The 20,986-nt window shown below is 49.6% G+C and carries 25 protein-coding genes; 3 read left to right on the top strand and 22 right to left on the bottom strand.

The genetic code is table 11. The annotated features are described in order from the left end of the window. Positions 1-517, top strand: a 517-nt coding sequence (gene ku / locus PAT3040_RS20885; protein ID WP_305778784.1) for a non-homologous end joining protein Ku, incomplete at its 5' end; no start/stop codon positions are given. Positions 518-861: 344 nt separating this feature from the next. On the opposite strand, the gene PAT3040_RS20880 is transcribed toward ku, so the two are convergent. Further along, positions 862-1,941, bottom strand: coding sequence for a T9SS type B sorting domain-containing protein (locus PAT3040_RS20880; RefSeq protein WP_108994260.1), 1,080 nt, complete (start codon positions 1,939-1,941; stop codon positions 862-864). Positions 1,942-2,400: 459 nt separating this feature from the next. Then, the gene (locus PAT3040_RS20870) at positions 2,401-2,805 is read right to left on the bottom strand and encodes a restriction endonuclease (protein ID WP_258235086.1); all 405 of its coding nucleotides are present in this window, start codon (positions 2,803-2,805) and stop codon (positions 2,401-2,403) included. A 196-nt stretch (positions 2,806-3,001) separates the two neighbouring features. On the opposite strand from PAT3040_RS20870, the gene tcmP reads away from it, so the two are divergent. Together tcmP and PAT3040_RS20860 are read left to right on the top strand one after the other, a co-directional pair. Next, positions 3,002-4,225 (top strand): three-Cys-motif partner protein TcmP, encoded by a 1,224-nt coding sequence (gene tcmP, locus PAT3040_RS20865; protein WP_108994258.1) that lies wholly within the window; start codon positions 3,002-3,004, stop codon positions 4,223-4,225. Positions 4,226-4,280: 55 nt separating this feature from the next. After that, positions 4,281-5,024, top strand: a complete 744-nt coding sequence (locus tag PAT3040_RS20860; protein WP_108994257.1) for a DUF5131 family protein — start codon at positions 4,281-4,283, stop codon at positions 5,022-5,024. A gap of 48 nt (positions 5,025-5,072) precedes the next feature. Here the strand turns inward: PAT3040_RS20860 and PAT3040_RS20855 are convergent, their stop codons facing one another. The 20 genes from PAT3040_RS20855 to PAT3040_RS20760 all read right to left on the bottom strand — a co-directional run bounded on the left by PAT3040_RS20855 (position 5,073) and on the right by PAT3040_RS20760 (position 20,934). Next, positions 5,073-6,470, bottom strand: a complete 1,398-nt coding sequence (locus PAT3040_RS20855; RefSeq protein ID WP_108994256.1) for an N-acetylmuramoyl-L-alanine amidase — start codon at positions 6,468-6,470, stop codon at positions 5,073-5,075. Then, positions 6,448-6,660, bottom strand: coding sequence for a holin (locus PAT3040_RS20850; RefSeq protein ID WP_108994255.1), 213 nt, complete (start codon positions 6,658-6,660; stop codon positions 6,448-6,450). The genes PAT3040_RS20855 and PAT3040_RS20850 overlap by 23 nt, the downstream gene beginning before the upstream one ends. A gap of 16 nt (positions 6,661-6,676) precedes the next feature. Then, entirely contained in the window at positions 6,677-6,967 is a 291-nt protein-coding gene (locus PAT3040_RS20845) for a hemolysin XhlA family protein (RefSeq protein WP_258235084.1), read from the bottom strand. Between the two features lie 31 nt (positions 6,968-6,998). Next, positions 6,999-7,142 carry a hypothetical protein gene (locus PAT3040_RS37285; protein WP_181376755.1) on the bottom strand — a complete coding sequence of 48 codons (144 nt, stop codon included), beginning with the start codon at positions 7,140-7,142 and terminating at the stop codon, positions 6,999-7,001. Further along, positions 7,142-7,528: a hypothetical protein gene (locus tag PAT3040_RS20840; protein WP_108994254.1), complete on the bottom strand. Its 387-nt coding sequence runs from the start codon at positions 7,526-7,528 to the stop codon at positions 7,142-7,144. Before PAT3040_RS20840 ends, PAT3040_RS37285 begins: the two co-directional genes overlap by 1 nt. Positions 7,529-7,538: 10 nt before the next feature. Further along, positions 7,539-8,792 (bottom strand): hypothetical protein, encoded by a 1,254-nt coding sequence (locus PAT3040_RS20835; protein WP_146200496.1) that lies wholly within the window; start codon positions 8,790-8,792, stop codon positions 7,539-7,541. Further along, positions 8,701-8,976 (bottom strand): hypothetical protein, encoded by a 276-nt coding sequence (locus tag PAT3040_RS20830; RefSeq protein ID WP_108994252.1) that lies wholly within the window; start codon positions 8,974-8,976, stop codon positions 8,701-8,703. The genes PAT3040_RS20835 and PAT3040_RS20830 overlap by 92 nt, the downstream gene beginning before the upstream one ends. Before the next feature lie 85 nt (positions 8,977-9,061). Further along, the gene (locus PAT3040_RS20825; protein WP_108994251.1) at positions 9,062-9,625 is read right to left on the bottom strand and encodes a hypothetical protein; all 564 of its coding nucleotides are present in this window, start codon (positions 9,623-9,625) and stop codon (positions 9,062-9,064) included. A 61-nt stretch (positions 9,626-9,686) separates the two neighbouring features. Further along, a complete protein-coding gene (locus PAT3040_RS20820; RefSeq protein WP_108994250.1) occupies positions 9,687-11,495 on the bottom strand; it encodes a phage tail protein in 1,809 nt (602 codons plus the stop codon). Positions 11,496-11,501: 6 nt separating this feature from the next. After that, on the bottom strand, positions 11,502-12,005 hold the full coding sequence (locus PAT3040_RS20815) for a hypothetical protein (protein ID WP_108994249.1): 504 nt from the start codon (positions 12,003-12,005) through the stop codon (positions 11,502-11,504). 14 nt (positions 12,006-12,019) lie between these two features. Continuing rightward, positions 12,020-13,264: a phage distal tail protein gene (locus PAT3040_RS20810; RefSeq protein WP_108994248.1), complete on the bottom strand. Its 1,245-nt coding sequence runs from the start codon at positions 13,262-13,264 to the stop codon at positions 12,020-12,022. Positions 13,265-13,281: 17 nt separating this feature from the next. Further along, positions 13,282-13,680: a phage tail fiber protein gene (locus PAT3040_RS20805; protein ID WP_258235083.1), complete on the bottom strand. Its 399-nt coding sequence runs from the start codon at positions 13,678-13,680 to the stop codon at positions 13,282-13,284. Positions 13,681-13,703: 23 nt separating this feature from the next. Next, complete coding sequence (locus PAT3040_RS20800; protein WP_181376754.1) at positions 13,704-14,246, bottom strand: distal tail protein Dit; 543 nt, start codon at positions 14,244-14,246, stop codon at positions 13,704-13,706. 1 nt (position 14,247) lies between these two features. Then, the gene (locus PAT3040_RS20795) at positions 14,248-18,048 is read right to left on the bottom strand and encodes a phage tail tape measure protein (protein WP_108994245.1); all 3,801 of its coding nucleotides are present in this window, start codon (positions 18,046-18,048) and stop codon (positions 14,248-14,250) included. 300 nt (positions 18,049-18,348) lie between these two features. After that, on the bottom strand, positions 18,349-18,756 hold the full coding sequence (locus PAT3040_RS20785) for a hypothetical protein (RefSeq protein ID WP_108994243.1): 408 nt from the start codon (positions 18,754-18,756) through the stop codon (positions 18,349-18,351). Between the two features lie 72 nt (positions 18,757-18,828). Beyond that, positions 18,829-19,380 carry a hypothetical protein gene (locus tag PAT3040_RS20780; protein ID WP_108994242.1) on the bottom strand — a complete coding sequence of 184 codons (552 nt, stop codon included), beginning with the start codon at positions 19,378-19,380 and terminating at the stop codon, positions 18,829-18,831. 3 nt (positions 19,381-19,383) lie between these two features. Further along, positions 19,384-19,788 (bottom strand): minor capsid protein, encoded by a 405-nt coding sequence (locus PAT3040_RS20775; protein ID WP_108994241.1) that lies wholly within the window; start codon positions 19,786-19,788, stop codon positions 19,384-19,386. Between the two features lie 3 nt (positions 19,789-19,791). After that, a complete protein-coding gene (locus tag PAT3040_RS20770; protein WP_108994240.1) occupies positions 19,792-20,241 on the bottom strand; it encodes an HK97-gp10 family putative phage morphogenesis protein in 450 nt (149 codons plus the stop codon). Next, the gene (locus PAT3040_RS20765) at positions 20,219-20,551 is read right to left on the bottom strand and encodes a hypothetical protein (protein ID WP_108994239.1); all 333 of its coding nucleotides are present in this window, start codon (positions 20,549-20,551) and stop codon (positions 20,219-20,221) included. Before PAT3040_RS20765 ends, PAT3040_RS20770 begins: the two co-directional genes overlap by 23 nt. Further along, complete coding sequence (locus PAT3040_RS20760) at positions 20,548-20,934, bottom strand: hypothetical protein (RefSeq protein WP_108994238.1); 387 nt, start codon at positions 20,932-20,934, stop codon at positions 20,548-20,550. Before PAT3040_RS20760 ends, PAT3040_RS20765 begins: the two co-directional genes overlap by 4 nt. Positions 20,935-20,986: the final 52 nt, after the last annotated feature.

The following is a 20,986-nucleotide window of genomic DNA, read 5'->3' as shown; positions in this document are numbered from 1 at the left end:
GGTTTATTTTGACAAGGCTTACTACCTATCGCCTGACATGGCCGGTTCCAACGCTTACAATCTACTACTTGAGGCGATCCGGGCGTCCGGTAAAATCGCCATAGCCAAAATCACCATACGCAGTACAAGTCGGCTCGCAGCTGTAAGAGTAATCGACAATTGCTTATGTATGGAGACGATGCATTTCCCAGACGAAATCCGCCCCATATCGAATGTGCCTAATCTGCCCGAACATGTCATCGTCGATAAAAAGGAACTTCAAATCGCGCAGATGCTCATCGATCAACTAAGCGAACCTTTTGCTCCTAGCCAGTACCAAGACGATTATCGGGTTGCTGTGACAAAAGCGATCGAACAAAAAATGTCAGGCAAAAGCGTGGACGTTGTCGACGTTCCGGCGCCACGCGCCAATGTCCTTGACCTCATGGCAGCCCTTCAGGCGAGTCTTGATCAGTCGGGTAATGTCGAGCAAGTGAAGAAGGGGAAGAAAAAGAAGGTAAAGGAAATAGTCTCATAACTCAAAAAAGCCCACCAACCGCATAGGTTCGTGGGCTTACATAATTAGTAAAAACTCAAAAATTGATCGCGCTCCCATCAGTGACCTGAGTGCTGCAGCAGCTGAACTAGGCTGGGACGTTTTGTTAAACTAACGTTCTCCGTTAGGCTTAATGAATCGTCTCGTTAACGATTTGACATCGGACACAAATTTAGCTTCATTGCCTCGAAAGTAATCATTCAAAAAATCTAATAGAGCTTTCTTACATCTCCTTCATTGTAGATGTTTACATCACTTGTTTTAAATGAATCTCGATTAAAGAAGCTACCACACTCCTGAAACTGGAGTGTAGTAGCTTCATGGGCCTATGTAATATATAGTGGAATACCTGCCTGCATGGAATTTTCTAGCCCGAACTTGACGATGTTATCCGGATTACTCTTCATGTAACCTTCGGTCTCGTTCGACAAAATTTTGACGTTATATTCACCTTTAGCAATCTTCTTACCGGAGCTGTCCTTTTGATCCCACACGATTGTTGTCCGCATCATCCCTTTTTTCCACTGGACTTCTCCCATAAATGGTTTGGTTGTGAGCGTGCGTATGAGTTTTCCTGTGCTGTCGCTTATCTCGACTTCAAAACTGACAGGCTTGGTCGTCACAACGTTATCATCATCGCTAAGGTTGATCAGCGTGACGGAAATAGGAGTAGGATCCCCTAATTTATGATTGGTATTAGTGCCATAAATAGCGGGATTCAACGGGAAACCATAGAAACCTCCTGCGCCCCATACGGCCACGACACCGCCTTGAACATAGAACCAATCCGTTTTTTTCACTAACTCAACTTTCAGTGTATAACTCTCAGGTGTTTCCATATAAGGGAAATTAGTTCTGAAGTTGATCGTATCACCTTGCTTTAGCTGCGAAAGAGGTACGTGACTTGGCTGGTAAGGCTCTATAGCGCTGCTCACGCCTAATGTTTTACCTTTGCTGTCTAATATTGAAATCACTACATCCTTGTCTTTTGGTATAGTCTTATCGATTTTGATCGAGCCTTCTATCACCGGTATATCATCATTCAGTGCAAACTTGACGCCCAGGTTGCCCAGCCGAACATACCCCTCTTTATCCTTAAGCGTCACATCCCGATCATCCTCGTAATAAATATCCACTTGCGCTCTATCACTGCCGACTGGAGCTGTATAGTAGACGGATCCGCCGATCTCATTCGCGAAGGAGCGCAACGGCACAAACAAATGACCTTTGTAATTCAGAATCTTGGTATCATCGGAGCTGAGTGAGTGCTCATCGCCTCCCATATGAAAATTGACGTATACAGGCGTTAACTTAGCCCTGACCTCCTCCGACACGGCTGCTGCTGTGAAGGTAATAATCCCTATCCCGCAAATTAACCCGAGTATAAATTTCTTGATGATGTCCACTCTCCTTTAATTGTTCAAAATATCCCACTATACATGTATACCGCCTAGATGTTGGAAAGTTTCGAGCTCTGTCCATAATCCGTGTCCAAATTTTTCTGAACCTAATCTATCCTGCCCGTTAGGCTTAATCAAGCGGCGTTAGTCTAATACTTTATTTTTCAGTCCAATACTTTTTGGGACGTTCTAATTCATTGTAACTAACCTAATACTCTCAATTTCTTCCGCCGGTAGATGAAAAACCTCTCCCCCACCATGCACCTCGTAATACACTCTATGGGTCGTGAATTCAACGCCTGACAATTTAAAAACCCCTTGATGCTTACTGCCGTCATAAAGAGTGACAAGGACGCACTTATTTAAGTATTTATTCGCATTCATTTTTTCATAAGGCCTCCGATTTCATCAATCATGAGCGTCTTTTAATTTCATTTTGAACATTTTCTTTATTGCAGTTTAGAGCTATGTAGACAAAGTATGTCTACATTTCGGAAAATTTGAGCAGCCATAAAACTCGCCGCGCTTTCCTTTTCGCTTAACCAGTAGGTAGCCACATTTGGGGCACTCGAGATCGTCAGGTTCCTCTATCGTAGCAGCTACCGGCACAACTGGCGGCTTCTTGTCTACTGCAGAAACTGGCTTGCTCACAGACTGTGCCGGATTAACCGCCAGTATCATCTCAATAAGCTGCTCACGGTTAACTAATCGCACACCGTTTGATTTGGCCAGCGTATAGGCTTGTTCTGTGTAATCTCTGTTCGATACAACCCAGGCCGATGTTGCCCCGTAATGATCCATGGCAGTTCTGATCTCTTGAACAGCCTTTAATCCAACATTCTTCGAGTAAAGTTTCGCCTGGACAACGATCTTATGGCCCTCCTATTATAGCGAATTTGGAATAGGCCTCTAGTCAATATGAACTATATTCACATTCGTTCTGATAAAACTTTTGAATCACCTACTTCCACATATCGCCATTTCTCTACACTTGTTGTAAAATTACTCCTATCTACTCTGATTTTCGAAAATTATACAGTCATGGAAACAACATGAGAAGTACTTGATGACTAAATTTAAATTGAAGGGAAGTATTTACATGTCAAATGCTACTGAATTCTTTTCTGAACTTCAGAAACACAGTGACGCAAAGTTACAAATCCTAAATAGCTATGTTATACCGTGGATGCGAAAGATAGTGCTAGGAACAAAAGCGTTCGGTGGTAAGTGTCTTGTAATTGATGGTTTTGCTGGACAAGGTGTCTATGATGATGGTTCTGACGGTTCACCAATAATTCTACTTAAATGTGCTATCGATTGTTATAATCAATTTATAGAGCTGGGCTGGGCTCCACCAAACATCTTTTTAATATTTATAGAGGGCTCAACTGAGAACTATAAATTATTAAAAAAGAATGTTATAGATACAGTTAACCTTACTGATCCTAAAAAATTCAAAGACGGTGCATTTTTCGCAAGTGATGACTACCCCACAATCAACATTGCCTGCTTTAATGATGACTTTAAAGACGTCCTTGGTAAAATTCTTAAAGATGTTCCTTCACTTATCCCTAGTTTTTGTTTTATTGATCCTTTTGGTTTTAGTCAAACCCCTTTTGACCTAATAAAAAAATATATGAAGAACAGATTCGCAGAAATTTTTCTGAATTTCATTTACGAAGAAACAAATCGTTTTATAAAACATACAAACAAGTCTATTCAGCAACATATTAGTGATCAATTTGGTGTAACAGATCTAGAGGAATTAAAAGCTATGATAGACGAAACTGGTGACCCTAATACTCGTAAACAAGTTATTGTAAGTTATTACGCCGGGCAACTTTATAATGAAGCAAACGCAAAACATGTAATCTCGTTCGAAATTAAAAAGAAGGGCCGAACCAAACTTGTACTCTTTTTTGCCACCAAAAATATTGTAGGATTGAGTACAATGAAAAAAGCAATGTGGGGAGTCGACAATACAGGTTCCTACTTATATGACGATAAACAAGAATCAGACCAAATTGAATTTTTATTTTTTAAAGAAGAACAAGAGCAGCAGCATATTGAGCGATTGGCCGGTCAAATTGAAGTCTTTTTCTCAGGTAAAGAAAATGTGACCAAAAACGAAGTTGAGGAATTTACAATTGTATCCACTGTATATCCAGAAGGGAAATTATTAACAGGCGCGTTAAAACATTTAGAAAAGCACAAAAAGATCCATGTTGAAAAAATAGATGGAAGTAAACGGAAATCAGGATTTAAAGACGTATATATAAATTTCGAATAAGAACATTTGTTCCTATTTACAAAATGTGTTATACTTGCTTCAAAGGAGGGATGTCATGGCTACATTGTCAAGCATTGAGTGGACAGAGGCTACTTGGAATCCCGTGACTGGTTGCACAAAATTATCTGAGGGTTGTAGAAATTGTTATGCTGCTCAAATGGCTAAACGACTTCATGCAATGGGCAATAAGCGATATGAGAACGAATTCAAAGTAACTTTACATCCCGATTTAATTGGTCTCCCCCTAAAATGGAAAAAACCGCGAACGATATTCGTTAACTCTATGTCGGACCTTTTCCATAAGGAGATCCCGCAGCAATTTATACAGTCTGTCTTTGATACAATGGTGGAAGCAAACTGGCATACTTTTCAGGTGCTTACCAAAAGATCCGATCGGTTACTTGAATTATCACAACAACTTCCTTGGCCAGTAAATGTATGGCAAGGTGTAAGTGTAGAGGATCAACGAGTCGTTCACCGAATTGAATCCTTACGCGCTGTTCCAGCTCACGTTAGATTCTTATCAATTGAACCTTTAATTGGACCATTAAACAACTTAGATTTAACAGGAATCCATTGGGTTATTGTAGGTGGAGAGAGCGGACCTAAAGCTCGTCCTATGGAAGAGAGTTGGGTTAGAAACATTAGAGATCAATGTATCGAGCAAAACGTTGCTTTCTTCTTTAAACAATGGGGCGGTGTTCAAAAGCATCGTCACGGAAGAGAACTCGATGGACGAACGTGGGATGAGTATCCCAATATTCTACCTGAGCCTGAGGCACAATTAATCCAATCATAGTGTAAACCCACAGTCCATTAGGAATGTGGGTTTTTTGCTGTGCAATCCTTATTTCAACCTCGACAACACCGCCGCCAGTTGCGCCCGCGTCACTGGTTCGTCAGGTCGCCAACTACCATCCGGGAATCCGCTCATCAGCCCAGCTGCCTGCGCCTCTCTTATTGCCACCTCTGCCCAATGGCCGGTGATGTCATCGACAGGTTTGACGGGCTGCTCTGGCTCCGGCGTCGACGTTGCTGGCGGCGTGTACTTACGGGCGGTAAACTCGCAGTACGCTTTGACTACACTCTCCGCATACGCTTGCCAGTTGGCTTTGAGGCGGGTGGCATCGGCAGCATTGGAGCAGAATCCATACTCCACAATCAGCGTTGTTACAGTGCCGGTCAAACGGTGCATGTAATAATAGTCACCGCCAGAGTCGTTTTTACGGCTGTATGTTGCCGTCGGTCTGAGCGTCTGTCCTACTAACCGCAAAGCCTCAGCAATTGTCTTGGCAAGCTTACCGTCGTTGAATAGGCTATGGATGATCTCTGCGCCAGATGCCGATGCTGACGGAGCTGCGTTAATGTGATTACTAATGCAGTATTTTGCCCCACTACCTTTGACCAGGCTGGATCGTAGTGTCGAGTCGAGCGAAATATCACTGTCCCGAGTCAACGATACTTTGACGCCAAGCTCGCGGAATCTGTTGTACTGATAAAGAGAGATGTCGAGCGTCATTTGTTTTTCGACGATGCCGTTGCCACTTGCGCCCGGATCGGTGCCGCCGTGTCCTGGATCCATCACTAACTCCGGTTTGCTGTCTCCAATAAGTTTGCTCATATTGCCTTGTCCCTCCTTGATTAAAAGAGCCGCGCCCATCTTGCGACCCCATCCATTATCTGACGGCCACAGGTAGGCGCTGCCGCCTCCGTCGCCGTTGAGTGCGTCTTTGCACCCCAACGCCGCCATAACACCGGCCAGCGCGTCGAGCGTAACCTTATCAAGCGTGCGAACGACGACAAGATTGCCCGCTGCTGTCTTGCCGGCCGCAAGGCGATAAGCGCTGCCCTGCCATATGTCCACACCGAGTTGGTCCCGTTTAATCCCCTCATCAATGACGTTTTTGCCATCCCGTAGAAGCGGCGGAGATCCTTGGAGCGCCCACGCTGCACCTGCAGGAGCCTTACCGATGTGCAAAGCCCCGTCCAGCATGTAGAGCTCGTCACGCGGCACCGTCTTGGCGATGTCGCCGATTACCGTTTTGCCGCCCTCGATAACACGCCCAATCGGTACTCCGTTGCTTGTATCGGCATAATTAAAGTTGGCGGCGACCGTAGCCCCCGCCGCCTGCCCTAACTCTTTGACCGTCTTGCCCAGCCCTACCGCAGCCGCGATGTCATCCTTGCGCGGATCAGCGATGACGCAGGCGACATTGACGCCGTTAACCTTGGACGTTTTTATCATCGTCTGTAACCTCCGGTAGACCGGCCACACTTGTAAAAAAGCTTGCTATTGTTGCAAGTAGCACCGTACCGCCTACCGTCACCCAATCCACTTGGTTAAATACCGAAGCAGCTCCAATTGCTCCAATTGCCGTTTGAGCTGCGGTTTTAACCGCTCTTACGGTTGCAGCCTTAATCCATTTCTTTGTCATTGAAATCCCTCCATTTTTATAATTTAAGTCCACCAGCCAGGACAAAAGCGACAATAGCCGCGATCACTGTTCCAGAAATTGTACGCCATAGCCAACGCTGGTTGTCCTCCATTTTGTCCAGCCTCTTATGTGCTGACCGCGCCCGCTGATCCGCATCCTTGGCAACATCGTCTGATGCATCGAGCTTGTCGACAAGCTTATTAACGCTTGCCGCCATATCCCCTATTGCCTTTGTGCTAGCGTCTTGCATAACCTCTAGGCGACCGACCTTTACCGCTATGTCGTTAATCGTCTGCTCTTGCGTCATCCGTCGACCTCCCCATTAAAATAGGCCCTGCTTATTCGGAGCCCTCAATCAAATTTGCATGACCATTATCGGTTAAATATGTGTCGATACCTTCTTTAAGATCGGGACGGCGGTCAATCACATACCCATACGAATAAACGCCATCAATAATCCGTTGTGCCATATATGCCGCCATTACAACGCACCTCCGAGTATAAGATCGTCGAGTGCCGTCTGTACAAGAGCGAGCTGCGTGCGCAACTGGTCGACCTCTACACTTAACGGTGGCCGATAGACTGGCGGTACCTCTGGCTCTGACGGATTGGGATAACTAAAAAGGACTTGCTCTGTGTCAGGGTCCACTTGATACCCGTTACACTGTGCAAAGTCCTCTGCGTATTGACCGTATTCAAGTTGGATCATGCCGATAGTTTCAGGCACACGCTCAGCAAGTGCAATGTATGAGGCTAAATCTTGTTCAACTGTAGTCTGTGTTAAAGTTTCCCCTCGTGCCTCGCCAGTATCAACGATAATTTTCCCCGTCGCTAATAAATAATATAGTCTCCTTGGGATGTAATTCATGATAGACCTCCTATTCAATAGCTATCCATGTATGCTCTCTTCCATCCCACTGGACGGGCAATCTAAATCCGGTGTCGTCGCAATAAGCGTTTCCGGTTAGACGGTAATTTCCCAGTTGCGTTCCTGCACGATTGAGCGATACGATTTCATAATTCACTTTTGAGCGGTTAAACACGGATAGTCCAGAAGAACCGTATTCGATGATGACCATGGACGGTGTAAAACCTAGTGATTGTGCGACTTGTACGTAAATGCTGCTCCCGCTCGACCCTGACGACATCGTAAACGGAAGATAGGATGTACTGGACATAACCGACGTGCTCGCCCATCTTTTCCCTTCAATTAACGTACCAAGCAACCCGAATAAGTTCACGCCGCTGCGTACGTTTGCCGCAATAAAGTCTGCATCTGTAACCCGAGAGACGGCTGAAACCCCGTCATAATATCCACTAGCGGGGTAAACGTCCAATTGTCCAGCAACATGTGCTCCTAAACCTGTATTTGACACTTGTGTCCCTGATCTATTAGGCATCGTACCTGTTACGATTCCCGCATCGGTCCCGATCGTCTTACCCGCCAACACTTCTGCCGCTACCGCTGTTCCATACTCACCCCCTTCACCCTGCAAGAAAAAATTTGTGCCGTCATAAGTAAGTGTATAAACAGCCGTTTTAAGCAGCCCTACCGGAACAGAGCCCGGTGGTCGAACGATCGTCCTCGCCCCAAGTCCATTTACATTAATCGTCGGTGCGGTAGACGTGTTTGTCGTGTGCAACTTGACCCGAAATGTCAGGCCCGCAACCAGTGTTGGCGCAGGCGATAGAGTGACCGTGTAAGCCGCCCCTGTTCCTGCGGTTGTACCGTACCCATTGCGGTTAGCGCTGAGCTGCTTGTCGGCTGATGCCATAAGCCCATTGGCTGATGTTGTCGCTATCGCAGTGCCTGCCTTTGAAGTGTCCAGTTCGTTAATATTTGCAACTAATGCCGCGTAGTCGGCCTCTGTAAAGTTACGGGCAATGCTGATGCCAGCCGTCCAGGCACGAGCATCTCCCTGTAGCCCACGAGTAATCCCGGTTAGGTTGTTGCCGGACTTCCCGGTGTAAAGGATCGTCTCCGCTAGCTCCCCCTGACCGATAACGGCGAGGTTCGGCGCGGCTGGCAGCACGGCACCGTTAAGGACGGTTATGGACGTCTGCGCCGCCGTGATCCCCGCCGCCAGCTCCGTGACTGGACTGTTGACCATCCCCGAATACATCGTTTGCACGCTGTCCCTCTCCCTTCTTCTCAAACAATTCAATCGCTTGACCGATATCCGCCTGTACAGCTTTCAGGATCATCACTTCGCTTCCCGGCCAGAGTTGGAGGAAGCCGGTAATTATGTTCGCGATTTCTTCCTTTGGCCTGTTCGGGTCCGCCTCAATAATGAGTTTCTGATTAATGACAGCCAATGCGATTCCTCCTAAAATATAAAGCCCGTATCAGACAGTTAAGTCCGATCGGGCTTCGTTGGCATTTCGTATTATTATTCAATCGTTATTCATGGAGCGGATTATTGCCTGAAGTGCCGGATTGCGTATATAGCGGATTTTTCTCGATTTCGGCGAGTTCCGCTTCGAGATCGACGATTTCGGTTTCATACTCAGCGATCCGAGCTTCGATAACCGCAATCTTCTCGCGGTAAATTGCCACGACCTCGTTCTTCGGCGAACTCTCTTGTTTGATTAACGTCTCATAGCCGAATATAGCGTTCTTCTCGCCTGTGATAATGGCATCTAAGTACCGTAACCGCGATTCAATCACGTCTACTCTCGTTGGTTCACTCATTTCTTCACCGTCCTCCTTAGTTTCGAGGAACACTTTTCCTTGCGTGAAGTCGACGCCCATTCCGGCAATCTCCGCTATCTGACGGACAGGTGCGTAACTGCTACCGCTGATAATCGGCACCTCGCCAACTACTTCACCGTTTACGTGTAGTTCCCAAACACTGCCGACTTTCGTGCCGACAAGTTGCTTAATCTCCGAAGCGAGTGCAGAGCTGGCCGTCATGACAGCCGCGCCGACAAGCGTTCCTGCGATAAAATATGATAATTTTTTCATAGCGCATACCTCCGATAGTTTTCCACCATTATACAACGGCCGGAATCGTAAGACTATCGGACTAGCCTCCTAGCGCCGTAATTCGTGCGTCCAGCGAATTAAGTTGCGTCTGAAGTCCAGTTACATGAGCGACTGTAAGTCCGGTAACCGTGGCTGCTAAGTCAAAGTGAACACCGGCGTTGAACGTTGTGTAATTATAAAAGTTCATACCGCCAACAGCGTTGATTGTGTTTCCAGAAATACCAAGCTGGATCGGCCCGCCGCGTGGACTCCAGATTTGCCCGCCCGCCAATCCGCCTTGTATCTGCAAACTAGCTTGTGGGTTACTATCGTTGTGAATCGTTATGGTAGCGAATCCACTCGTTAGTCGTACAAAGTCACCGCTTGCAGCCGATTGAACCGTAGTCCCCGTAATCGTACCACCAGTTATCGTCGTCCCCATAACGCTACTCCCGATAATACTCCCGCCGACAATCGAGCCTGACCCGGATAAGCTTCCGCTACTAATCGTCCAGCCGCCAATCGTGCCGGAGGTCGCCGTAATCGATCCCGAAAAGCTGCCGTTAGCCGCCTGCAACGTGCCGCTGAAATACGCGTTCCCCGTCGCCGAATCTTGCCATATCGTACGGACGCCTGACTTGTTAAATAACGCAAGTCCATACTCTCCCGGTGCTGTCTGACCGATCCGTACCATCGTCCGGTCTTGATCATCAGCGACCCGCATTCCGTATCCATCCACAAGCGTGATGCTGTCGTCGTACTTCTGACCCTTCAGCACAGCATTTTTTGATGTGTAAGTAATGGCTTTCTTTGAACCGACTGTCGCCTGAAAGATGTAATCTGCCGTTTTAAATTCACGGAAGTTGGTCAGATTAGCTCGGCCTGATTTCTTTTCGAACGGGTACCGATCGAAGTCATTGGCTCGGGCATCGAAGGAATAGCCCAACACTTCGTCAAAGCAAGTTACGGTGTCACCAGCTTCACGAAGCCGCTCATCCAGAAACTCGCGGTCTACCTTCTCCATCTGAACGAAGTCCACATCGTAGGTTACGGAAGGATTCTCGTACTTGGCCAGATGCTTCTGCATCTCCTCCAAAAGCCGCGATTGCGTTTCAACGTCAGGAAAATCGACCTTGCCCATGAAGGGATTAGCCGGATCAAAATGCGGAGAATCGATATACTTGACCGTTAGGCCAGCATGTCCCTCAATAGTCAGACCGTTTTTGCCATACCCATACAGCCGCGTAATCCGCTCCATATCATGGCTCTTACGCTTGATGCCTCGCATATTGTGCCTATACTCGACGCGGGCGCCATAGTTGCCGCCTTTGCGGGTGGTTAGCGTAATCTCATAATTGTCGAAGGACAATTCCGCGCCGTAGAGCTGGCGCAGCTCCTGCAGCAATTCGAACTTCGTCTTCTCTCCCCATTCGAAGATGTCCTGTGCCGGGAATGATCCCTCCACTACAAAAGAGAACGGTGTGTCCGTTCCAAGCATCGTCAACATCTCGGCCAGCGTCTTGGCGGCGGCGAAGTCGATGTAACCGTCGAGAAAATAATTGCCGAGGGTAAAGGCAATGTGATGCGCCTCTACTACCTTGTAAATCTTTCGGCCCTGCCGGATTTCCTGTACGTTCCGGATACAAAAGCGCTGGCCCCGTTCCACAACATCGGGAAACTGAACATCGTTCCCTTCCACCAGCAATCCATATCGCTCCGCATCGTCCGCCTGGAATGGATAAGCGAACTGAACATAAAACTCCCCATTCAGCACTTCTCGGACAAGCACTTCCTTCGCGTTCAGCAGAAACGCCTCGCGGGCGCTGCCGACATACAACGCCAATACCTCATTTACGCTCTTGATCGTCATCGCCCCCTACAATTGCTTCTGCTGAAACATGATTTGGCATAGCACTGTTCTCAGTCCCGTTGCATCCGAGTAAACAAGCTCATTAAGTCCGGATGCAAAATCTCCGAATTGCCCTTGCATTAGAGGCAGGGCGTTTTGTCCGTCAAGGAGCAGCGTCAATGCCCGGTGATTAATTAGGATGACTTGTCCCGGTAACCAAGCGCCAGTGAATATGAGTTCTCGACGCTGCCATTTTGATGCCCGAGCGGCAACCTCTCCTTCTGCGGATAACGCAGCGCGAGACCATACAACTAGCCCGGGCTTAGCTGTAATGCCAGCACTGGCCGATAAATTTGCGGATAGATACGTGAGTTGCCGCAGACTGCTCTCGGCCGATAGATGTGCCACCGCAGACAAAGTCGCTTGCACCGTTGCCGATAGTTCAGCCTTAGCACCTAGTTCTGCCGACATCGTCTTATGATCATGCGACTGATTAAATCGTACTTGATTAAAAGCAGAGCGGTTGAACATCTGGCCACCCCCTGCTATACAAAGCGGTCACGGTGCGTTATGCGTGCCGGTATGGTCCGCTGCGCTTCCGTGTCGCTGTATTGGATTTCGTTTTCGCCGGGCATGATCATGATCCAATCGCCAGACATCTGATGACGCACATCAACGCCGTTTTTGGCAAATCGCCGGTATTGCGTGGTGATCAGGATCTCATCGCCTGGTGCAAATTCGCCGGAATAAATCAGCTTTCTGATCATGTACTTCCCGGCGACGGCTCGTAAATTCGACGTTGCTGACAGATGCGCATGATATCGAATCGTTCGTTGCATCTTAGCGTCCAAGTAGGTTACTGCCGATATGCCGGCAGTACCAGCCAAGATACGCAATGCTGTAGCTGATACCTCGGATACGCCTGATAGTTTTGCTGCTCCGCCCCACAATACAGCCGTATCAGCATGAAGCCCCGTATCGGACGATAACGCGGCGTCAGTGTGGATGCTACGCTCCAGTTCCGCAGCCAACTCCCCCGAAGCTGGCAGTACAGCATTACTGTGCAAGACGCGAACCAACTCGGCGAATATGTCGCTTTCGGCTGAAGTAAGCGCCGTATTAGTAATCAAACGCGTCAGCGCTGCCGTGAGTTCCCCTTCGGCGGAAGCTAGCGACGATGACGCGATAGCACGTAAATAACGGCTGGCCATATCTGCTTCAGCTGATAAGGATGCGCTCATTTGTCTGGTCATGCGAGAGGCCACGCTTATACCAGCATCGGCCGTCAAGCTCATACTTAAGCGGATCAATCGCTCAACCGCTGCGATCAATGTGGCATCTGCGGACAGCGCGGATCCGTTGACCATCGATCGTTGATACTGTCCAGTCAAGCTGGAATCAGCCGACAATTCGCTATGATTGGAGATAAGCCTGACATAGCTACCGCCTTCAATCGCCGATTCGGCAGCAAGCGATGCGGATAGTATACGAGTGACGCGTACTGCTGCTGATAAGTTAGCTTGTGCTGACAACTCAGCATTTGCAACAATAACTCGCTGAGTCGCTGCAGTAAAAGTCGCTTCCCCTGATAACGACGCTTCAAAAGGTGTCACTCTGAGCAACTTCACCAAGAGCGTTGTGTCTGCCGACATTGCAGCATCATAAGTAATAACCCTTACATATTTCACGTCATTCAAATCACTCACTGCCGACAATGAAGCCGTGAGATACACCTCGGCAATGGTTGAACGGTTGAATCGCTGGCGGTTAAATCCGGCTTGGTTAAACATACAGCCTCAACCTCCTGTTAATCGAGGTCGAGTACAAGCTCCCCGGCCAAGAATTTGAGCTGATCATTGGCTAGAATAGACCGCGCATTGCTCACCGGTCCGTAATAGAGCAGATTCCCGCCTGTGACCGCGCTGCGCAGCCCGATATGCGTCACCGTACCCCAGGCTGCTGTGGCAACGGGGAAGGTAACATCGGCGGAATTGGATATCGTCGCTTTATTGCTGACCTGCGTCGGAGCTGAAAAAGCTACCGATTGCCTCACATATGCCCCTCCCGTAACCTCGGTGCCAGTATCCGCTTCAGTTGGATCGCTCGTGTACAAAGCCAGATAAACGGTGCTTGGCGACGTATACGCAGTATTGCGAAACACTGCGTTCAATAGTGCCGCTTCCAAATAATTGCTCATTGCTCCCATGATAAATTCCTCCTTGGATGAGGTCATTCAACCTCTGATATGATGGTCAAGCTAAATCCGTTAATCATGTTGATGCCGGCATTCTGCAGCCGGATGACCGGATATGCCGGTTCGGTACCGGCTGACACAACAAAAATGCTCTCCGGATTACCTGTGATGGTTTGCTCCAGGATTTGCTCAGGACCATAAACAAAGGGATCCGTACACTTCATTGAAAACTCGAATGTTCCGTAGTATCCGAATTGCTCAGTACCCAACCTGCCAGTGAATTTCGCATAAAAAAACCGATCGGGAAGCTCATCGAAGACGAGCAGACCGGCCGGCAATGTAGGTTTGAGCCAATTCAGTATTTTTGATTGCTGGAGTTTGAAGGCGTCGGACGTAGGTGTTATGTCAATCCGCAACTCGATGCCGCGCTTTCCCCACTCCGTTCCGTAGTCGATTGTACCTGGCAGCCCGGATACCTCTTCCTCCGACTCCCGCAGTTCCGGAGAGTGAACGGTGTAGGAAAGAAGCGTCACACCAAATTCAGAACAATGTTTACCTCGGTACTTGAATCCAATCACGCTATCCACCTCCCGTAAGCTGCTTGCGAAGGATTTCGGCTGCCTCGCCGCCGGCATCACGACCAAACGAACGAAGGTCAATGCCGTCTTCAAAGACTGGATCATTGACCTCCATAAACTTTTCTATGTGGATGCTGCTGCCGCCGCCGGATTGAGAGGAGACCAGGCTGGTGACTTGGTCTTTCGTCAATACCGGTTCTCCTCGCCTGAGAATAGCAGTAATCTCATCAGGAGCCAGATCGTAGGGGGAACGGAAGTTCATCTCGCCAGCAATCCCTCCACTGTGGTAAAGCGGCACGCCGTCTTTATACCACCGTCCTTCAGTATTATTAAATGTCGCCCCAATGCTGGCTCCGAGTGCTTTGTTGTCTTCGGACAATCGTTGCTTACCGGCGGCATCCGATGCGTGCCATGCAGCACTATTCGCCTGCATTTGAGCGATGACCGACTGCGTAACTCCAGATGCAGCAGCTGCAGAAGCTGCCTGTGAAGCTGCAAGCGCCTGCTGCAGATTGTCCATCTCCTGCTTGATTAACTCGTTTGTCTGAATGAATGACTTTAAGCGCTCGTCATCCGCAAGCTTGTACAACGCGGTTAAGTCACTGGTTAAGTCGCTTGTGGCTTCTCGCAAGTCATCGTAGTAGTCCTCAATGTCCTGCTTCTGCTGGTCTAATGCCTCAAGTTCCTGTTCTCGTTGTTCGTCAAGACTTCGCTTCTGATCCTCGACATCCATCAAACGGAGCTTCTCCTGAAGTTCAAGGAACGTCTTCTGCCCGCGCTCAGATGTTGCGAAGCGATACTTCTCCATCTCAGCCACGAGCTCATTCCGCTCTTTCAGCCGTTCAGAGTCATCGATGGCTTCGACCTGGTCATCGTAAAAGGCTTGAATCGCCTTCCGGCGCTCATCCAGAGCATCGAGTTCCGCACGCTTGGCTTTGTCGATCGCATCGATGGCGCGCTTGACCGCATCCTTCGCCAACGTCTCCTGCTCCCGCGCCGCTTCCTGCTCAGCCTTCTCCGTCTTCCGGATCAACTCGACTCGGAGGTTATAGAGTTGAGTGTCCGCTTGCTTATAGTACTCACTGTCCTTTGTGTACCGACTCCGGACGCGAGTCCAGGCTTCCATCTTCATCTTGGAGATCGCTTCCTCCGATTCGCCGGCCAGGACCATCCGGCGCTCTTCCTGGAGGATCCAATTCGACGAGTGTTCAAAGCGCTCCCGCGCAGCTTTCTCCGACTTCTTAGTTTCTTCCTCGAGACGCTTCTCTTCATCGGCCGCCATCTGCTTCTTGAGCTGGTGAATGCGGACTTCAAGCTCCATTCGGATGTCAGCGTTATGATCATATTTCTTACGGAGTCGCTCAAGCGAATCAACCTCCTGCTGCTCCGTAAGCAGGTCCATGTTGCGTTTGTACTCCAGGAGCTTCAACGACTCCTGGTAAGCCTCGCGCTCGAGCTCAGCTTTTGTCTTGGCCGTTCCTTTACCCTTGGAGCTCGTTGAGTCGTCAGTAGCACTACCCGATGTAGTCGGTCGAAAAGCATCCACTCCAATAGTCAAGTCATCCAGTAGCTTCGATGCTTCATTGATGTCGTAGTTGCCTTGACTAATTTGATCGACTAATCGCCTCTTGGCACCTTCAACAGCTGCCTCGGACTGAGCTCCCAAAAAACCACCAAGCGCACTGGATATAAATGGCGCCGCTTTGGCGGAATCTCCTTTTCCCTCCAGACGCTCTAATTCCGCTAACGACTCGCGAGCGAGACGAACGCGTTCTTCTGCCTCCGTTTTCGCAACTTGAATAACCGTTTTTGCAGCTTTTATCGCTGCATTGACCCTGTTTTCCTCCCCCGTAATGTAGCCGTCAAGGGCATCTTTGTTCTTGATATGCCAACGATTTTCCTCGTCCAGCTCGGCGATCAGGTCAGGGTATTCTTTCTTTAACTGCTTTGTCACCTCGGCTAAGCGAGCCTTCTGTTGCTCTGTCAATTTTGCACTGGAGTTGAGTGTCTCGTATTCGTTAGACAAAGCCTTGAGTTCTGATACGTTATCGGCCAGAACAATATTCTCGCGCATGGACTCACGAGTTAAGGCGACTTTAGCCCCAAGCGCCTGTTCGGAAGCCTGTTGCATCCCGCGAAGCGCGAAACGGGCTTCTTCGACGTTATCGAAGTCCAAAGCTTTAAGTTCCTTGTCGATCGCTTTAATGGCATCAGCCACATCTAATAAGGCATGCGTGTTCTCAATGGAACCGAGCCCATTCTGGGCATCGGACATTCGCTTGTTATATTCCTCTTCGAGTTTGTTCCGACGCTCCACGATCTCGTTGAGTTGCTCCATATTACCCTGAAGCATTTTATATTCATTTGCGCTCAGATTAATGGGCGACTCTCTGAGGGCTTTATTCAGCTGCTCTTGGTTGGCGGTAAAAGTCCGAACAGCTTCAGAGGCTTGATTGGATGCGAGCGTGTAAGCTCCTACCCCTGCAATCAATGAACCTATGGCCAGAATAGTCCATCCGATTGGACCCATTACAGCATTGAGTGCCACGAATGCAACTGCCAGCGCACCGACTACAGCGATAAGTGCGGTAACCGCGGCAGCTGCCGCCGTCAAACCAGCAACCGTGTTCTTATTCCCCTCTGCCCAGGTCGCGAATCCCTTGATTATCGGAGTCAGCAATTCCAGAATCCGTTCCAAAGCAGGAATAAAAGCTTCCCCTAACTCGACTCGAGCTTCTTGCAAAGTTGATTGAAACGAAGCCTGCGTGCCAGTAAAGCCGGTCATAGCATCGTCAGCGTTACCCGCAAATATAGCACCTTCCTCCAGCATGCCATTATACGCTGCTTGCACCTTCTGAGCCTCGGTCAGCTTTGCTGCCGTCGTCCCGATCGACTTGGCGTAGCGATCCTGCATGATGGATAGGTTAGTCGTGATGCCGGCGGCGTCAGTCAGGTTAGAGTTGCCTGACTTCACGCCCTCAGCGACTTGCTTAATCGCCTCTCCCCAGGACAGATGAGACTGCCGGTTGTAAGCTGCTGCATCCGCAGTCGCGGTGATGATTCGTTCAGTATCTTCGAGAGATAGATTCATGGTCGTATAGGTTTTGACCGTGTCGGCCAGCATGCCCTTGTTCAATCCCCATCGATCGGCAAGTTTGTCCGCCAAATCAACTGCTTGCTCCGTGTCGACGTTGAACTTGTCAGCTACAACCGACAGCCCGCGGTAGGAACTCGCTAGTTGATTCGCCTCGCTGGCCAACGTTTGCACTGTGCTGACTAACTTCGCAAGCGCTGCACCAGCTCCAAGTCCTGCGATACCGGCGGCAAGCCCCTGAATACCTTTACCAGCCCTGTCAGCGGCACCGTCCGTATCCTTCAGCCCCTCATTAACCTTATCAATTTCCGGTCGCCGGCTTCCTAGTTGTTTCAATTCCTCTTCGAGTTGCCCGACGCGGGTATCTGCCGCCTGCGCCTGCTGCGACATCTCAGCCAACGCTTGCTCCAGTGCCTCAATCTGCTTTTTCTCCGCGCCCATCTTCTGCAGTTCTGCAACGACGGCGGCGAGCCCCTGCTCCATCTTGGCCGGGTCGATCTTCTTGAGTTGCTGCTCGATCGCCTTCAGGTGGTTCGTATTGGCAGCAACCTTCGCCATTGTCGTGTTCAGATCCGTAAAGGACTTGGAGGTCTTCTTGCCCTCTTCGCCCAGATCGGCGATGCCCTTCTTCACAGCCTGCACTTCTTGCTTCATCTGCGCCGATTCGGCAGTAAGCCGCGCTCGAAGCTCACCGATTTGTATAGTCATAATTTCACCTGCCCATCATGCGCGCTCGAAGCGCTTCGTATTGTTCCTGTGCAGACTTCGGCGGCGTAGGTGGAGGCTTTGGCAGCCGGTCACGGTGCCGCTGAAGGATTGCCTCCCGAGTTTGCGAGTCGGACATATGTGGGAATGCAGAAACCTCAATACTCTCCAACATATCTCGAGCTCGCTGCTCACCGCTGAGCTCAAGGAGCTCCGGCAAATCAATCCAAGCGTACTCATGCTCGATTTCATACTGGGTCTTGGCCAAAACGATGCTGCAGCGGAGAACAAACTCGTCCCACGTTATCCTTTGGCCTGTTCCATTCTGGCCAGTATGCTCTGAACGAACTGCTGCGCCATCGGCGGAATCAGGCCGCTTACGTTTCCCAAGGCGGCGTTAATGTCGTTCTTCTCCCAGGTCAGCTTCAGAAATTCGGTGCATTCGGCCAAGCTCGCTTGTTCGTCCAGGTACTCGATCGGCAAATCGCTCAGCAATGCGGTTAATTCGTAAATCTCATCTATGGCAACGTCGGCGGCCGCCACGATGAAGACCGCCCGGTCATTTTCGGGGGTCAGGAAGAGCTTGACGAGATACTCGCCGATCGTGCCGATGTGCTCGGTCAGCTTCTTCAGGCGAGCGCGGGTTAGCTTCGGGATCTCCACTTGCTTGCGGCCGATCTCAACGCGGTCTTTCTTAAAAAAAGGAAACATGATTATTCCCCCTATGGGATTTAATAAATACGAAAAAAAGGGAGCCGAAGCCCCCTCCTGAAAATCATTAAACTATGCCGTTGCAGTGATGTCGCCCCAGGTGTAGAGCAGTCCTTTCGGTATAGCCGAGAGGCTCGGGTAAGCCATTGCCGAGATCGTCAGTCTGCGGTTGTTGTCAAGCACATAAGCCGCATTCATATCGAATTTGATGCCGACGCTCTCAATATAAATGTACTGGTCCGGATCCGTGATGCCTTGCGGCATGATGACCGCGCGTTTTCGCGGAAGCTCTTTACCAGCAAGACCAGTCACATGATACTTCACTTTTGTTGGCGTCGTACCATCAGTGACTTTCGAAGCATTAGGATTGTACATAAGGACTTTCTCAAAGTCCATATCCGGCGTCTCAAAGTTAACTGATCCAGTAGTGCCCGTCGAGACCGATTTCACCGGCGCGGTACCGGTCTGATCCGTCGTTGGTTCATAGTAAGTCGTCGTTGTCGTAAAGGTGATGCCGCCTTGCGTCAGGTCGATGGTGACTGCATCCGCCTCCTCGTCACCATCCTCATCGATGCCCCAAATAAAGATCCCGGGACCGGAATAGATTTTTTCTACGTCACTCATTCATCATGCTCCTCTCGTCTGAAATACAAAATTGGTCGAATACATGGGTCTGTCCTTGTCGTCGAGCCCCAACGGGATCGGATTGGACTGAACTGCTCTGCTCGACCAAACATATGCGGAGCCTGCCTCATAGTTGGTGCGGCGATGCAAAAAGTCAATCAAGCTTTTGGCTTCTGCTTCGGCTGCCGCTTTGTTGGCCGGGTCCGCCTTGTACGATTTCCCCTTGATGATGACCTGGAATGTCGGACTGTCGCGCGGAATGTAATCGTGCGGCGCATAACCGCCGGTACCGAAAACGAATAAAGCTGGCAACTTGTCTTCCGGGAGATCCGGAGGGATGAAACCCTCGTCTGGGTAAGTGTTGAAGCCCGATAAGGCTAGGAAATTAATCAAGTCCTCTGACAGCATGGATCATCCCTCCAATATCTTCGATAATTCCTCAATAATCTGCTTCTCGTTCATCTTCAGGGCGCGCTCCAGAAACTTTTTGCCGGGCATCTCGCTGTTGTATGGTCCTTTGGAGAGCGTCTTCTCGCCTGGTTCAAACACGACCAGCGTGCCCTTAGATGTGACGCGGAAACCCTCGTGCTGTGCAACAGCGTAATGGTCGACTTCAGGACTGGTGCCGAAATCGATATATGTCATGCCGATCATTTGCTTGACCTCACCGACAACCAGAGCTGCCTCCAAATCACCTTCATCTAAAGGGGCTAGACGCTTGGCATCATGAATTGCCTTTAGTGCAAGACGGGTAAGCGTCTCTTCTAACCGACGATCGATGTCATCGACCAAACTGTCGAGCCCCTGAACCATGGCTTCCAGACCGTCGAGACTGAAACTAAAGCCGCTTCCCTTTGCCATACACGATCACCTTCTTTACTTCGTCGGTGCCGAGGAACTTCCGGATCTCGTAATGCGCGACGTCGACGCGGATCTCTGCACCCATCTGATCGATGTACAGAAAATAGTCGTCGAAGCCGATCGGGACAGCCCCTTCGATATGAACCGTATATGCAATCTGGACTTCCTCGCCGCGGGCATTCCGGATCAGCCGCTGCTCCTCAACGACCTTGGCCGCCCGTTCCGCCACAACTGGCGGCAGCGGACGCCCCCAATCGTCGAGTTCGGAATGATGATGCGAAACAGTCGCCGGGTACCCGAACAAACTCATATTAAAGCACCGCCGTACTGCAGCCGCAAAGCCTCCTCGGCTTCCTGCTCGGCCAGTTCGTCAGCAGTCGGCCCCAGCAACGCTCGCACATCCGGAGCGACCACATCGCGCTCACCGTCCTTGTAGCTGACCGATTCGCCGTTGTCGGTAACGGTCTTGACGTTGTGCTTCTGATACTTCAACGCCGGGTCGACGCCTTGCAGTTCCCAGAGCGCCTGGTATGTGACAACTGCGACTACAAGCTCGTACTCCGGGTACCAGAGAGCTAATTTGCGTTCTGCCTGCTTTACAGCGACAGATTGCTTCTGCTCTCCAGCACGGAGCCAAGCCTCCGAGTCAAGCATGTTGTCGACGATCCAATCATTTACCGTCTGCCTGTCCATCTGCATCATCCTTCACAGCAGCTTTTCCTTTACCCTTTGCCGCTGCCGCTTC

Origin of the sequence: Paenibacillus agaridevorans, assembly GCF_003112455.1 — a bacterium.
In the GTDB taxonomy this organism is placed as follows: domain Bacteria; phylum Bacillota; class Bacilli; order Paenibacillales; family Paenibacillaceae; genus Pristimantibacillus; species Pristimantibacillus agaridevorans.
The sequence above is the reverse complement of the archived record's forward strand: the minus strand, read 5'-3'. Positions and strand labels throughout refer to the sequence as shown.

Excerpts from the sequence above, each read along its gene's own strand:
- tcmP (WP_108994258.1), top strand. The coding sequence starts at position 3,002 with ATGACTAAATTTAAATTGAAGGGAAGTATTTACATGTCAAATGCTACT.
- PAT3040_RS20850 (WP_108994255.1), bottom strand. The coding sequence starts at position 6,660 with ATGACAAAGAAATGGATTAAGGCTGCAACCGTAAGAGCGGTTAAAACC.
- PAT3040_RS20795 (WP_108994245.1), bottom strand. The coding sequence starts at position 18,048 with ATGACTATACAAATCGGTGAGCTTCGAGCGCGGCTTACTGCCGAATCG.
- PAT3040_RS20780 (WP_108994242.1), bottom strand. The coding sequence starts at position 19,380 with ATGAGTGACGTAGAAAAAATCTATTCCGGTCCCGGGATCTTTATTTGG.
- PAT3040_RS20855 (WP_108994256.1), bottom strand. The coding sequence starts at position 6,470 with ATGATAAAAACGTCCAAGGTTAACGGCGTCAATGTCGCCTGCGTCATC.
- PAT3040_RS20810 (WP_108994248.1), bottom strand. The coding sequence starts at position 13,264 with ATGTTTAACCAAGCCGGATTTAACCGCCAGCGATTCAACCGTTCAACC.
- PAT3040_RS20825 (WP_108994251.1), bottom strand. The coding sequence starts at position 9,625 with ATGAAAAAATTATCATATTTTATCGCAGGAACGCTTGTCGGCGCGGCT.
- PAT3040_RS37285 (WP_181376755.1), bottom strand. The coding sequence starts at position 7,142 with ATGGCGGCATATATGGCACAACGGATTATTGATGGCGTTTATTCGTAT.
- PAT3040_RS20805 (WP_258235083.1), bottom strand. The coding sequence starts at position 13,680 with ATGGGAGCAATGAGCAATTATTTGGAAGCGGCACTATTGAACGCAGTG.
- PAT3040_RS20785 (WP_108994243.1), bottom strand. The coding sequence starts at position 18,756 with ATGTTTCCTTTTTTTAAGAAAGACCGCGTTGAGATCGGCCGCAAGCAA.
- PAT3040_RS20775 (WP_108994241.1), bottom strand. The coding sequence starts at position 19,788 with ATGCTGTCAGAGGACTTGATTAATTTCCTAGCCTTATCGGGCTTCAAC.
- PAT3040_RS20760 (WP_108994238.1), bottom strand. The coding sequence starts at position 20,934 with ATGGACAGGCAGACGGTAAATGATTGGATCGTCGACAACATGCTTGAC.
- PAT3040_RS20845 (WP_258235084.1), bottom strand. The coding sequence starts at position 6,967 with ATGACGCAAGAGCAGACGATTAACGACATAGCGGTAAAGGTCGGTCGC.
- PAT3040_RS20840 (WP_108994254.1), bottom strand. The coding sequence starts at position 7,528 with ATGAATTACATCCCAAGGAGACTATATTATTTATTAGCGACGGGGAAA.
- PAT3040_RS20770 (WP_108994240.1), bottom strand. The coding sequence starts at position 20,241 with ATGGCAAAGGGAAGCGGCTTTAGTTTCAGTCTCGACGGTCTGGAAGCC.
- PAT3040_RS20820 (WP_108994250.1), bottom strand. The coding sequence starts at position 11,495 with ATGACGATCAAGAGCGTAAATGAGGTATTGGCGTTGTATGTCGGCAGC.
- PAT3040_RS20765 (WP_108994239.1), bottom strand. The coding sequence starts at position 20,551 with ATGAGTTTGTTCGGGTACCCGGCGACTGTTTCGCATCATCATTCCGAA.
- PAT3040_RS20815 (WP_108994249.1), bottom strand. The coding sequence starts at position 12,005 with ATGTTCAACCGCTCTGCTTTTAATCAAGTACGATTTAATCAGTCGCAT.
- PAT3040_RS20860 (WP_108994257.1), top strand. The coding sequence starts at position 4,281 with ATGGCTACATTGTCAAGCATTGAGTGGACAGAGGCTACTTGGAATCCC.